The following is a 13,573-nucleotide window of genomic DNA, read 5'->3' as shown; positions in this document are numbered from 1 at the left end:
CCCGACGCCGGGCCCGTCCGGTGCCGGCGTCCCCGCCGGGGGACCGGTCAGCCGGCCGGGGTCTCCAGCAGGGTGCGCAGCCTCGTCGTGCGGTCCTGGGCCGGGGGCTGGGCGACCGCGCGGGGCAGCGCCTGATCCACCCCGTGCACCACGGACAGATGCCGCTCGCCCCGGCCGAAGGCGGTGTACACCCAGGAACGGCTCAGCCCCTGCGCCGCGTCGCCCGGCAGCACGACGACCACCGCGGGCCAGCGCATCCCGGCCGCCTGATGCGCGCTGAGGGCCCAGCCATGGCGTACGGAGGACTCGACCCGGTCCTGGGCCACGACGACCTCTGTGCCCGCGCAGTCCAGATGCAGACCCTCGGCGTCCGCCGAGACGACCACGGCGGGCTCGGCCCTGCCGGGTGCCGGGACATGGACGACGCGGTCGCCCGGATCGAAGCCGCCGAACCGGCCGGGACCGGGGTTGAGCCGCTGCTTCAACGCCGCGTTCAGCGCCCGGGTGCCCGCCGAGCCGCCGTGGCCGACGGTGATCACCTGGGTGTCCGACGACGGTACGCCGATGGCGCGCGGCACCGAGTCGGCCACCAGCTGCACGGTGCGGTGCACCGCCTCGCCCGCATCGCGCACGGGGACGATCACCACCTCCTTGCCGGGCGCCTCGACCTGGTTCAGCTCGCCGATGCCGATGCCGGAGACCAACTCGCCGATCGGCCCCGGATCCGGCGTACGGGAGACGATCTGCGGGCACGCCCGGGCCGCCAGCACATCCGCGAACACCCGCCCCGCACCGGCCGATCCCAGCACGCCCGGATCGCCGCTGAGCACCAGCCGGGTGCCGTCGGCCAGCGACTCGACCAGGACCGCGGCGGTCTCCACGTCCAGCTGCGGGGCGTCCAGCACGACGAGCAGGTCGACGGCGATCGCCCCTTCCCCGTCGCGCCCCGGGCCCTGCTCGGCCGAGAGCAGACCGGTGAGGGTGACGGCCGTCTCCGGATCACCGGTCGCTTCGGCCAGCCGGCGCCTGCCGTCGGCGCTGTGCGTGGCGCCCAGGGCCCGCAGCCCGAGGGCGCGGGCCGCGGTGATCAGGGCGGCGGGCTCGGCCCTGGCGGCCTCGCCCCCGGTGTGCGCCACGAGGCCGTGGGCCGCGACCGCGCGGATCAGCTCGGCCGCGGAGGGGGAGCCCGCGGCCGAGGCGGCCTGCGACCAGTCGGCGTCCTTCTCGCAGGCGTTGACCAGCCGGGCCAGGCCGTCGGCGAGGCTCTCCTCGGCGAGCGCGTAGCGGTCGAGACCGAGCAGCACCTGCACCGGCTCCTGCCCGGCGCCCGCGCCTTTGTCCCCGCTCCCGCCCTCGTCCCCGTCGGACTCCTCCGGTGTCCCGGATTCCCGGCCGTCGTGGACCTGCTCGTCCTCCTGGCCGTCCTGGAAGACCAGGACGACTCCCTCGGCGACGGCGTGCTGCACGGCCGCCTCGGGATCGGCCACCGAACGCTCGGCCAGCGCGGCCCGCACCTCCGACGCGTCCAGCGCCGTGTGGCCCCGGAGCGCGGCCCGCTCCAGCAGCCAGCCGACCAGGGCGGCGGTGCGCCGCTCGTCGTCCGGGCCGCACTCGGCGCCGAGCAGGGCCCGCGCGAATCCGTCGGCCTGTTCGGGCTTGACCCCCGGAACGCCCAGCAACTGCCAGGGGTCGGCGCGCAGGGCGTCGGCCGCCTGCGCCCCGAGAGTCTCGGCCACCGGTCCCGCCAGCGCCGCCGGAGCCCCGCCCTCGGCCAGCACGGCGGCGGCCGCGGCGACGGCCTCCGGCGGGGCGCTCCGCGGCGCCCGTGCCGGTTCCGGAACGCGGGGTCGGGCCGGGGCGGGCTCGGGCGCGGTCCGGCGCGGGGCGGCGGGCGCGGGGGAGTCGAAGAACGCGGTGGCGGACTGCTCGCCGCTCTCCACCGCGCGCACGGCCGCCAACAGGTCGGCCGCCTTGCCGCTCAGCTTCCCCCCGGCGGCGATGGGGCCCTCCTTCTCGGCCTTTCGTCTCTCGATCCGCTCCCGCAGCTCACGCTGCGCGGCGAGCTCGGCCTCGGCCTCGGAGAGCGGCGCGGGGGCGGCGTCGGCGTCCGCCTCGGCCGCGGCGCCTGCGTCCGTCCCGGCGCCGGAGCCTCCGGCGGCGTCGTCGGAGTCCGCAGCGTCGGCCGTGGGGGCGCCCGCTTCGCCGTCCGCCGTGTCGTCGGCCGTGCCGTCCGTCGCTTCAGCCCGCTCGCCGGTCCCGGGAGCGCCGTCGTCCGTCTCCGGCCCGTCCCCGGTGGGCGGGGCGGGCACGGCGGCGGAGGGCGGCGCGACGTCGTCGTCGGCGGCCGGGGAGCCGGGGGTTTCCCCCCGGGGAAGCGCAGTCACAGCGTGCTCCAGTCCTGGTCGGGATAGCGGTGCACGGGCGCCGACACATCGTCGAGCGCCTGGCAGATCTCGTCAGGAAGACTAAGCGCCTCCACTGACAATGCCTCCGCGAGCTGCTGCGCGTTGCGCGCGCCGACGATCGGGGCCACCACCCCCGGCCGGTCCCGGACCCACGCGAGAGCCACCTGGAGCGGCGTCGTGGCCAGCCCGTCCGCCGCCGTCGCCACCGCGTCCACCACACGGCTCGCGGCCTCGTCGAGATACGGCTCGACGAACGGCGCGAGCAGCTCCGAGGCACCGCGCGAGTCCGCCGGAGTGCCCGACCGGTACTTCCCGGTGAGGACGCCGCGACCCAGCGGGGACGAGGGCAGCAGCCCGACACCGAGATCGAGGGCGGCGGGCAGCACCTCGCGCTCCACCCCCCGCTGCAACAGGGAGTACTCCATCTGAGTGCTCGCCACGCGGGTGCGCACCCCGGGCGAGGCGAGCTGCCAGGTGGCCGCCTTGGCCAGCTGCCAGCCGCAGAAGTTCGACACCCCCGCGTACCGGGCGCGCCCGCTGGACACCGCCAGGTCCAGTGCCTGGAGCGTCTCCTCCAGCGGGGTCACCGGGTCGAAGGCGTGGATCTGCCACAGATCCACATGGTCCGTGCCGAGCCGTTCCAGGGAGTCGTCCAGCGCCGCCAGCAGATGCCCGCGCGATCCGTCGAACCGGCGGTACGGATCGGCCACGCTGCCGGCCTTCGTCGCGATGACGAGATCGCGCCGGGGCACCAGGCCGTCGAGGAGCTGCCCGAGGAGATATTCGGCCTCCCCACCGCCGTACACATCGGCCGTGTCGACCAGCGTGCCGCCCGCCTCCCAGAAGGCCTTCAGCTGTTCCGCAGCGTCGTGGTCATCGGTGTCCCGGCCCCAGGTGAGGGTGCCGAGCCCGATCCGGGACACTCGAAGGCCGGTGCGGCCGAGATGCCTCTGCTCCATGGGCGCTGAGATTACTGGCCAGAACTCCACTCGGCGGAAGCCTGTGGACAACCCGGCGTCAAGTCGCCCCTGCCGGATCACGCCGCCGCGCGCTAGAGTCCGGAGCCCAGGGACGTTACTGATCGGTAAGGGGAGCGGCTATGCGGCTCGGCATCAATCTCGGTTACTGGGGTGCGGGAATGGACGGCGACAACCTCGCCGTCGCCCAGGAGGCCGACCGGCTCGGATACGACGTCTGCTGGGCGGCCGAGGCGTACGGCTCCGACGCGCCGACCGTGCTCTCCTGGGTCGCCGCCCGGACCGAGTCCATCGACGTCGGCTCCGCGATCATGCAGATCCCGGCCCGCCAGCCGGCCATGACGGCGATGACCGCCGCCACCCTCGACTCGCTCTCCGGCGGCCGGTTCCGGCTCGGCCTCGGCGTGTCGGGGCCGCAGGTCTCCGAGGGCTGGTACGGCGTCAAGTTCGACAAGCCGCTGGCCCGCACCCGGGAGTACGTCGAGATCGTCCGCCGGGCGATGTCCCGCGAGCGGCTCTCGTACGAGGGCGAGCACTGGACGCTGCCGCTGCCGGACGGCCCGGGCAAGCCCATCAAGCTGACCGTGCACCCGCAGCGCGAGCACATCCCGCTCTACATCGCGGCGATCGGCCCGAAGAACCTGGAACAGACCGGCGAGATCGCCGACGGCGCGCTGCTGATCTTCCCCTCCGCCGAGCACCTTGAGGACACTGCGGTGAAGTACCTGCGGGCGGGCCGGGAGAAGGCGGGCCTGACCATGGAGGGCTTCGACGTCTGCCCGACCCTGCCGCTCGCCGTCGGCGACGACGTCAACGGCCTCGCGGACGTGTTCCGTCCGTACACCGCGCTGTACGTGGGCGGCATGGGCAGCCGGAAGCAGAACTTCTACAACCGGCTCGCACAGCGCATGGGCTACGAGAAGGAAGCCGCCGAGATCCAGGACAAGTACCTGTCCGGCGACAAGAGCGGTGCCGCCGCGGCCGTTCCGCACCAGCTGATCGACCAGACCACGCTGCTCGGACCGGTCGAGCGGATCGCCGAGCGGATGCAGGCCTACGCCGCGGCCGGTGTCACGACACTGACCCTCGCCCCGGCCGGGTTCACGCTGGAGGAGCGGCTCACGGCTCTGCGGGCCGGTACGGACGCGCTGGAGCGCTCCGGACTCGCGTAACAGGTCCCGGACGCCGCCGGGAGCGGCACTGCGGCCGTGGTGGGGGCTCGGGGTTTCCCCGCCACGGCCGTCACGGCCGTCACGCGTATCAACGCGGGCACGGTCGGGCGGTTACGCCGGCCCGCGCCCCATCCGGCGTAGCCGGGGCCCCTTCCTGTTGCCCGCCCGGGTGCACCGCACTTGACTGTCGCTCGGTGGATGCGGCACGGAGGTGGCGGTCATGCTCTCGGCAAGGAACCTGTTCCAGGAGATTCTCGACGACGACGAGTCGTTCCGGCTGTTCTGTTCCATCGCGGCCGGCGGGGAGTCCCAGGGCGGGTGGGAGAACGGACGGATCGCCGCCCTGGTGCCCGAGAGCCAGCGCGCCCTGGCGCCCAAGATCGCCCGGCACGGCGCCGACGAGGACAAGCACGGCCGGATCTTCACCGCGCTGCTGAAGAAGCGCGGGCTCCGGCCGGCGGAGGTCCCGCACGAGACCGACTACACGATGCTGCTGGAGAAGCACGGCATCGGCCTCGCCCATGAACAGCTGCGGGGCGAGGAACGGCTCTCCGAGCGCGACATCATCACCTACCTCGCGCACAGCCGGGTCACCGAGCAGCGCGCCTCCGAGCAGATGGCACTGCTCCGCAGGTACTTCGCCGACCACCCCGACCTCGGCCGCGCGGTGAAGATGATCTCGAACGACGAGGACAACCACCTGGCGTACTGCCACGAGGAACTGCTCCGTCTCGCCCGGGACGGACACGGCCGCACCATCCAGCGCACCCTGCGCGAGTGCGCGCTCGCCGAGATCCGGGTGTACCGCGACGTCAGCCTTGCCGTGATGGATCACATGGGCCGCATCCTGGGCTGGCCCCGGGCCAGATCGGCGGTGCTGGCCGCCGGGATCCACGCCGTCTACGTGTACGAACGGCTCGTGGGCTGGCGGCGGATGGTGAGCCTGGAACAGCCCGAGCGGCGCGACGCGCTGGGCGGCCCGGCGGCACCGGAGCCCGGGTTCGCCTGAACCGGGAGCGAGCCGGGGACGAACCGGTCGCGAGCCGGGTGCGGTGCCCCGTCCGTCAGAGCCAGCCGCGGCGCTTGAACTGCCGGTACAGCCCGAAGACCGCGACGGCCATCAGCGCGATCACTGCCGGATAGGCCCACACGTAGCGGAGCTCCGGCATGTGCTCGAAGTTCATGCCGTAGATCCCCGCCACCATGGTCGGCACGGCGGCCATCGCCGCCCAGGCCGAGATCTTGCGCATGTCGTCGTTCTGCCGCACGCCCACCTGGGCCAGATGGGCCGAGAGGATGTCGGAGAGCAGCCGGTCCAGCCCCTCCACGTACTCGTTGGCGCGCGTCAGGTGGTCGCCGACGTCGCGGAAGAACGGCTGCGAGTGCTCGTGGACGAACGGCACGTCCGCGCTCGCCAGCCGGGCCATGGGGGCGCTCAGCGGCCCGGTGGCCCGGCGGAACTCCAGGATCTGCCGCTTGAAGGTGTAGATGCGGGCCGCGGTGCTCTTGGTGTCGGCACCGCCGACCGGCGCGAACACCTCGGTCTCCAGCTCCTCCAGGTCGACCTGGAGCTCGCCCGCGACCTCTATGTAGTGGTCGACGACGGCGTCGCTGATCGCGTACAGCACCGCGGTGGGCCCGTGCTTGAGCACCTCCGGCTCGGCCTCCAGCCGACGGCGTACCGCGGCGAGCGGTGCGCCCTCCCCGTGCCGGACCGTCACGACGAAGGAGTCGCCGATGAAGGCCATGAGCTCGTCGGTGGTGACCGTGTCGCTGCTCTGCTCGTACACCACCGGCTTGATGACCGCGAAGAGCGAGTCGTCGTACACCTCCAGCTTGGGCCGCTGATGGGCGCTCAGGGCGTCCTCCACGGCCAGCGGGTGCAGCCCGAACTCGCTGCTGACGAGGTCGAACTCCTTCTCCGTCGGTTCGTGCAGCCCGATCCAGAGAAAGGCGTCCCCGGTGGCCCGTGCCTCGTCGAGGGCATCGGACAAGTCGGCGGGGCCGTCGGTGCGGCGCCCGTCCCGGTAAATGGCACAGTCCACGATCACGGCGCGCATTCTTCCCTGCCGCGCTCCCCGGCGCACCTCGTCGGCGGCGTCCCGATCCGGACGAAAGGCCCTACGCTGGCCCGCATGCCCACCCTGATCCTCGTACGCCACGGACGCTCCACCGCCAACACCGCCGGGGTGCTCGCGGGCCGCACCCCCGGGGTCGCGCTCGACGAGCGCGGCGCGGAGCAGGCCGCGGCCCTGCCCGGCCGGCTCGCCGGGCTGCCGCTGGCCGCCGCCGTCAGCAGCCCCCTCCAGCGCTGCCGGGAGACCCTGCGGCCACTGCTGGCCGCCCGGCCGGAGCTGGAGCTGCACACCGAGGACCGGATCAGCGAGTGCGACTACGGCGACTGGTCGGGGCGCAAGCTCGCGGAGCTCGCCGACGAACCGCTGATGGGCGTCGTGCAGCAGCATCCGTCGGCCGCGGCGTTCCCCGGCGGCGAGTCGATGCGCGGCATGCAGGCGCGCGCGGTCGACGCGGTACGGGACTGGAACGCCCGGATCGAGGCCGCGCACGGCGACGACGCCGTGTACGTGATGTGCTCGCACGGCGACATCATCAAGGCCCTGGTCGCCGACGCGCTCGGCATGCATCTCGACCTCTTCCAGCGGATCCAGGCCGACCCCTGTTCGGTCACCGCGATCCGCTACACCAGACTGCGGCCCTTCCTGCTGCGGCTCGGTGACACCGGTGACCTCGCCCCGCTGGCGCCGCGCGAGCACCCCCGCCCGGCGGCGGACTCGGACGCGGACGCGGCGGTCGGGGGCGGCGCTGGGGCGCCGTGATCGCTTCGCGCAGTAGGGTGGACGCTCCGTAGGCCCCGGGGCCCGTCCGGCGGATCGGAGGCCGGACGGGCCCCGGCCCGGGGAACGGACGTCCCGGGCCCGCGCCAACCCTCATCCACCGTCGAATTCAAGGGAGACAGGACGTGTCCCGTCAGGTGTTCCTCTACGACCCTCCGGACCGTTTCGTGGCCGGTACGGTCGGGTTGCCTGGACGCCGTACGTTCTTCCTGCAGGCATCCTCAGGCGGACGTGTCACCAGCGTGGCCCTGGAGAAGACCCAGGTCGCCGCGCTCGCCGAGCGGATCGACGAACTGCTCGACGAGGTGGTGCGGCGGACCGGCGGAAACTCCCCGGTGCCCGCCGTCGCGCCGATGGACGTCACCGACACCGCACCCCTGGACGTCCCCGTCGAGGAGGAGTTCCGGGTCGGCACGATGGCGCTCGCCTGGGACGGCGAGGAACAGCGCATGATCGTCGAGGCGCAGGCGCTGGTCGAACTGGACGTGGAATCCGACGAGGATCTCGCCGAGGCCGAGGAGCGGCTGCTCCAGGACGAGGAGAACGGCCCGCCGATGCTCCGGGTCCGCCTCAGCGGCGCGCAGGCCAGGGCCTTCGCCAAGCGCGCCCTGGACGTGGTGAACGCCGGCCGTCCGCCGTGCCCGCTGTGCAGCCTGCCGCTCGACCCGGAAGGACACGTATGCCCGCGCCAGAACGGATACCGTCGCGGAGCCTGACCGGCCCCGAGCTGGTCGGTCTGCTCACCGAGGGCGAACTCACCGTCCTCGGACAGATCCGCGGCGCGTCCAACGCGGTGCTCTACTGCACCGTCGCGCGCGACGGCGAGGAGGCTCCCTGCGTCTACAAGCCGGTGGCCGGCGAACAGCCGCTGTGGGACTTCCCGGACGGCACGCTCGCCGGGCGGGAGGTGGCCGCGTACGAGATCTCCGAGGCGACCGGCTGGGGCCTGGTGCCGCCCACCGTGCTGCGGGACGGCCCGTACGGCGAGGGCATGTGCCAGCTGTGGATCGACGCCTCCCATGACGACGCGGACGGCGAGAACGACGAGAACGACGAGAACGACAAGAACGACGCGGACGGTGAGAACGACGCGGACGGCGGGGCGGGCGGGCCGCGGCTGCTCGCGCTCGTCGAGGACGAGGAGCCCGGCGAGGGCTGGAAGGCGGTGGCCCGGGCCGAGGTCGGTGAGGGCCGGACGGCTCTGCTCGTCCACGCGGACGACGCGCGGCTGCGGCGGCTGGCCGTCCTCGACGCCGTGATCAACAACGGCGACCGCAAGGGCGGCCATCTGCTGCCCGCCCAGGACGGGCGGCTCTACGGCATCGACCACGGTGTGACATTCAACGCCGACGACAAGCTGCGCACGCTGCTCTGGGGCTGGGCGGGGGAGCCGCTGACGGCCGAGGCCGTCGAGGTCGTCGAACGGCTGGGGGCACAACTCGCGCCGGGCACCCCGCTCGTCACCCGGCTGGGCGAGCTGATCACCGAGGCCGAGATCGAGGCGCTGCGGGGCCGTGTGGCGGGGCTGAGGGCGACCGGACGGCACCCGGAGCCGAGCGGCGAGTGGCCCTCGATCCCCTGGCCGCCGGTCTGAGCGGAGCGGGGGAGGAACGGGGCGCGGGGCGCGGGCCGGGGTATCGGGACCGCGTCCCGAAGCAGATGGAGCGCCCCGGCGCAAGAGCGCCTCTTCGGTCAAGATCCGGCATCCGGTTCGTATCCGGAACATGCATCCGGTTACGCTCGTGGCATGCATGCCTGGCCCGCTTCTGAGGTCCCCGCCCTGCCTGGCAAGGGCCGCGACCTTCGGATCCACGACACCGCGACCGGCGGACGGATCACCCTTGACCCCGGTCCCGTCGCCCGCATCTACGTCTGCGGCATCACGCCGTACGACGCGACCCACATGGGTCATGCGGCGACCTACAACGCGTTCGACCTCGTTCAGCGCGTGTGGCTCGACACCAAGCGGCAGGTTCACTATGTCCAGAACGTGACCGACGTGGACGACCCGCTCCTGGAGCGGGCCGTGCGCGACGGCCAGGACTGGACCGAGCTCGCCGAGCGCGAGACGGCCCTGTTCCGCGAGGACATGACTGCCCTGCGCATGCTTCCGCCGAAGCACTACATCGGCGCCGTGGAGGCGATACCCGGCATCGTCCCGCTGGTGGAACGGCTCCGCGACGCCGGCGCCGCCTACGAGCTCGACGGCGACGTGTACTTCTCCGTCGAGACCGACCCGCACTTCGGCGAGGTCTCCAACCTCGACGCCGAGGCGATGCGGCTGCTCTCCGCCGAGCGCGGCGGCGACCCGGAGCGCCCGGGCAAGAAGAACCCGCTCGACCCGATGCTGTGGATGGCCGCCCGCGAGGGCGAGCCGAGCTGGGACGGCGCCTCGCTCGGCCCCGGCCGGCCCGGCTGGCACATCGAGTGCGTCGCCATCGCCCTCGACCACCTCGGCATGGGCTTCGACGTCCAGGGCGGCGGGTCCGACCTCGCCTTCCCGCACCACGAGATGGGTGCCTCGCACGCCCAGGTGCTGACCGGGGAGCACCCCTTCGCCCAGGCCTATGTGCACGCCGGAATGGTCGGCCTGGACGGCGAGAAGATGTCCAAGTCCAGGGGCAACCTGGTCTTCGTCTCGCAGCTGCGCCGCGACGGCGTGGACCCGGCGGCGATCCGGCTGGCACTGCTCTCGCACCACTACCGGTCCGACTGGGAGTGGACGGACCAGGTGCTCGCCGACGCGGTGGAGCGGCTCGCCCGCTGGCGGGCCGCCGTCTCCCGGCCCGACGGACTGCCCGCCGACGCGCTGGTCGAGGAGGTCCGCGAGGCCCTCGCCGACGACCTGGACGCGCCGGCCGCGCTGGCCGCCGTGGACCGCTGGGCCGAGCGGCAGATCGCCGACGGCGGTACGGACGAGGGCGCGCCCGGCCTCGTCTCGCGCACCGTCGACGCGCTGCTGGGCGTCGCCCTGTAGCGCCGCACAGGGGGGAAACCCGCTGACATCCACCGGACGTTCCGGACGAACCGGCCTTGGACTTCTCGACGAAGTTCAGGGCCGGTTCCGTTTTGTCCATGGTCAAGTGCTCGATGCTGCGCTAAAAGCGCTCTATGCAATCATCAATGCGCATCAGAATGGCGGCAGTTGCAGCCTTGCTGGGGCTGCTCGCCGTCCTCTCGGGCCCCGGCGCGGCCCAGGCCGGCGCCGCCGAGCCGGACACCACGGTCGGCGATCTCACCGGGTTCTCCGCCGACGGATCCGTCTACCACCTGAAGGCCGGGGCCGCCGAGGCCCGGGTCAGCTTCGTCTCCGACGAGACCTTCCGCATCGAACTCGCACCGGACGGCACGTTCTCGGACCCGACGGGCGACGACATCGTGCTGCCGCAGGGCACCCCGCCGCACACCCGGTGGAAGGAGCGTGGCGACCGCTACGAGCTCTCCACCGGCCGTGTCACCCTGCGCGCCTACAAGTCGCCGCTGCGGTTCGCCCTGTACCGGGCGGACGGCAGCCAGGTCTGGTCCGAGGCCAAGGGGCTGAGCTGGAACGGCGAGAGGACCACCCAGACGCTGGCCCGCGGCGCGGACGAGCAGTTCTACGGCGCCGGCATGCAGAACGGCCGGGGCAACACCTCGCACCGCGACAAGACCGTCGAGGTCGGCGTCGACTACAACTGGGACGACGGCGGCCACCCCAACTCGGTGCCGTTCTACCTCTCCTCGGCCGGCTACGGCGTCTTCCGCAACACCTACGCGCCGAACACCTACGCCTTCACCGACCCGGTGACCACCAGCGCCAAGGAGCAGCGCTTCGACGCCTACTACTTCGCGGGCGACAGCGCCAAGGACGTCATCGGGCAGTACACGAAGCTCACCGGCAAGCCGTTCCTGCCGCCGGTGTACGGGATGGAGATCGGCGACGCCGACTGCTACCTCCACAACGCCAACCGGGGTGAGCGCCGCACCCTGGACGCCCTGAAGGTCGCCGACGGCTACGTCGAGAACGACATGCCGAACGGCTGGATGCTCGTCAACGACGGCTACGGCTGCGGATACGAGGACCTCGCCGAGACCGCCCAGGGCCTCCAGGACCGCGGCATGCAGCTCGGCCTGTGGACCGAGGACGGCATCGACAGGATCGGCGAGCAGGTCAAGGCGGGCCAGCGGGTCGCCAAGCTGGACGTGGCCTGGGTCGGCGCCGGCTACAAGTTCGCCCTGGACGGCTGCAAGGACGCCTACCGGGGCATCGAGGACAACAGCGACGCCCGCGGCTTCACCTACGCCCCCGAGAGCTGGTCGGGCGCCCAGCGCTGCGGAGTGCAGTGGTCCGGCGACCAGTACGGCACCTGGGACTACATCCGCTGGCAGATCCCGACGTACGCGGGCGCCACGATGTCCGGACTCGCCTACACCACCGGTGACGTGGACGGCATCTTCGGCGGCAGCGCCAAGACGTACACCCGTGACCTCCAGTGGAAGATGTTCCTGGGGACCACGATGACGATGGACGGCTGGGCGGCCAGCGACAAGCAGCCCTTCCGGTACGGGGAGCCGTACACCACCATCAACCGCGACTACCTGAAGCTCAAGGAGTCGCTGCTGCCCTACCAGTACTCCTACGCGCACGAGGCGACGAAGACCGGTGTCGGCATGGTCCGCCCGCTCGTCCTCGAATACCCGGACGACCCGAAGGCCGCGACGGACGCCGCGAAGTACGAGTTCATGTCCGGCGAGGACTTCCTCGTCGCCCCGGTCTACCAGGACAGCACCGAGCGCGACGGCATCTACCTGCCGAAGGGCACCTGGACCGACTACTGGAGCGGCCGCACCTACCAGGGGCCGGTCACCCTCGACGACTACAGCGCCCCGCTCGACACCCTGCCGCTGTTCGTCAAGGGCGGTGCCAGTGTGCCGATGTGGCCCGGCATCCGCTCGTACCAGGACCGCACCGCCGGCTCCCCGCTCGCCTGGGACGTCTACCCGCAGGGCAAGTCGTCCTTCACGCTGTACGAGGACGACGGCGTCACCCGGCAGCACCGCGACGGCAAGTACGCCACCCAGCGGGCCGATGTGGACGCACCGGTCCGGGGCGCGGGCGACGTGACCGTGCGGATCGGCGCGAGCAAGGGGAAGTTCACCGGCAAGCAGAGCAGCCGCCCGTACGAGTTCAGTGTGCACACCGGCTCCGCGCCGAGCGCGGTCGAACTCGGCGGGAAGCTGCCCCGGCTGGACTCCGCCGCCGCGTACAAGGCCGCGAAGCAGGGCTGGTGGTACGACCGGGACGACCGCGGCGGTGTCGTGAAGATCAAGACCGCGCCGCTCTCCACCGCCAAGGCGTTCTCCGTGAAGCTGAAGCACACCAGCGCGGTCGGCGGGCGGTCCGCCGCGGCGAACGCCGCGGTCTCCGCACCGGCCGGGCAGGAGCTCGGCGCCGGGGCCGCGAGCACCGTCACCGTCGACGTCACCGCGGGCAGCGCCGACGTGACCGGCGCCGAGGTCGGCCTGGACGTCCCCGAGGGCTGGGTCGCCCGGCCCGCGAAGGCGGACCGGATCCCGGCGGGCACCACCCGGCGGGTCGAGGTCTCCGTCACCCCCGCGAAGGACGCCACGGCGGGGGAGGCACGGATCACCGCCCTCGTCCGCTACCGGTCGGCCGGTGAAGCCCGCACCGCCACCCAGCGGTTCGCCGCCGCGGTGATGCCGCCGCCGCCCACCGGCGAGGCCTGGGCGAGCGATCTGGTCTGGCTGAAGTCCACCAACGGCTACGGACCGGCCGAACGCGACCGCAGCAACGGCGAGTCAGGCGCGGCCGACGGCAAGCCGCTGACCCTCGCCGGGAAGACGTACGAGAAGGGGATCGGCACCCACGCCGACTCCGACATCGAGGTCTACCTCGGCGGGCGCTGCACCGCGTTCACCGCCGACGCGGGGATCGACGACGAGATCAACGGCTACGGCGAAGTGGCCTTCTCCGTCGAGGCGGACGGCAAGGTGCTGTGGACCTCCCCGAAGGTGACCGGGGCCTCGGCGACCGTACCGGTCGACGTGAAGCTCGACGGCGCGCGCCATGTGCATCTGAAGGTCACGGACACCAACGGCTCCAAGACCGGTGACCACGGGGACTGGGCCGCGGCCCGGTTCACCTGTTCCTGAATGACCCGGAC

The 13,573-nt window shown here is 72.7% G+C and carries 10 protein-coding genes; 7 read left to right on the top strand and 3 right to left on the bottom strand.

From position 1 onward, the window contains the following. Nucleotides 1-47: 47 nt before the first annotated feature. Both AADR41_RS08960 and AADR41_RS08955 read right to left on the bottom strand, forming a co-directional pair. The gene (locus AADR41_RS08960; protein ID WP_342280774.1) at nucleotides 48-2,384 is read right to left on the bottom strand and encodes an ATP-dependent DNA helicase; all 2,337 of its coding nucleotides are present in this window, start codon (nucleotides 2,382-2,384) and stop codon (nucleotides 48-50) included. Continuing rightward, complete coding sequence (locus AADR41_RS08955; RefSeq protein ID WP_342280773.1) at nucleotides 2,381-3,364, bottom strand: aldo/keto reductase; 984 nt, start codon at nucleotides 3,362-3,364, stop codon at nucleotides 2,381-2,383. Before AADR41_RS08955 ends, AADR41_RS08960 begins: the two co-directional genes overlap by 4 nt. A gap of 140 nt (nucleotides 3,365-3,504) precedes the next feature. On the opposite strand from AADR41_RS08955, the gene AADR41_RS08950 reads away from it, so the two are divergent. Both AADR41_RS08950 and AADR41_RS08945 read left to right on the top strand, forming a co-directional pair. Next, the gene (locus tag AADR41_RS08950) at nucleotides 3,505-4,554 is read left to right on the top strand and encodes an LLM class F420-dependent oxidoreductase (RefSeq protein WP_342280772.1); all 1,050 of its coding nucleotides are present in this window, start codon (nucleotides 3,505-3,507) and stop codon (nucleotides 4,552-4,554) included. A gap of 220 nt (nucleotides 4,555-4,774) precedes the next feature. Next, a complete protein-coding gene (locus tag AADR41_RS08945; RefSeq protein ID WP_342280771.1) occupies nucleotides 4,775-5,563 on the top strand; it encodes a ferritin-like domain-containing protein in 789 nt (262 codons plus the stop codon). Between the two features lie 55 nt (nucleotides 5,564-5,618). On the opposite strand, the gene corA is transcribed toward AADR41_RS08945, so the two are convergent. Next, on the bottom strand, nucleotides 5,619-6,614 hold the full coding sequence (corA, locus tag AADR41_RS08940) for a magnesium/cobalt transporter CorA (protein ID WP_342280770.1): 996 nt from the start codon (nucleotides 6,612-6,614) through the stop codon (nucleotides 5,619-5,621). Between the two features lie 75 nt (nucleotides 6,615-6,689). Here corA and AADR41_RS08935 point away from each other — a divergent pair, with 75 nt between their 5' ends. From AADR41_RS08935 to AADR41_RS08915, 5 genes are all read left to right on the top strand, one after another. Continuing rightward, entirely contained in the window at nucleotides 6,690-7,391 is a 702-nt protein-coding gene (locus AADR41_RS08935) for a histidine phosphatase family protein (RefSeq protein WP_342280769.1), read from the top strand. 143 nt (nucleotides 7,392-7,534) lie between these two features. Further along, on the top strand, nucleotides 7,535-8,125 hold the full coding sequence (locus tag AADR41_RS08930; protein ID WP_124718684.1) for a DUF3090 domain-containing protein: 591 nt from the start codon (nucleotides 7,535-7,537) through the stop codon (nucleotides 8,123-8,125). Further along, nucleotides 8,089-9,003, top strand: a complete 915-nt coding sequence (locus AADR41_RS08925) for an SCO1664 family protein (RefSeq protein ID WP_342280768.1) — start codon at nucleotides 8,089-8,091, stop codon at nucleotides 9,001-9,003. The genes AADR41_RS08930 and AADR41_RS08925 overlap by 37 nt, the downstream gene beginning before the upstream one ends. Before the next feature lie 153 nt (nucleotides 9,004-9,156). After that, on the top strand, nucleotides 9,157-10,386 hold the full coding sequence (gene mshC / locus AADR41_RS08920; RefSeq protein ID WP_266917032.1) for a cysteine--1-D-myo-inosityl 2-amino-2-deoxy-alpha-D-glucopyranoside ligase: 1,230 nt from the start codon (nucleotides 9,157-9,159) through the stop codon (nucleotides 10,384-10,386). 134 nt (nucleotides 10,387-10,520) lie between these two features. Continuing rightward, nucleotides 10,521-13,562 carry an NPCBM/NEW2 domain-containing protein gene (locus tag AADR41_RS08915; protein ID WP_342280767.1) on the top strand — a complete coding sequence of 1,014 codons (3,042 nt, stop codon included), beginning with the start codon at nucleotides 10,521-10,523 and terminating at the stop codon, nucleotides 13,560-13,562. The last annotated feature ends 11 nt before the right edge of the window (nucleotides 13,563-13,573 follow it).

Origin of the sequence: Streptomyces sp. CLV115 (assembly GCF_038448545.1) — a bacterium.
GTDB classification, from domain to species: Bacteria; Actinomycetota; Actinomycetes; order Streptomycetales; family Streptomycetaceae; genus Streptomyces; species Streptomyces sanglieri.
Note: the sequence above shows the minus strand (reverse complement) of the source record. Positions and strands in the feature narration are given on the sequence as shown.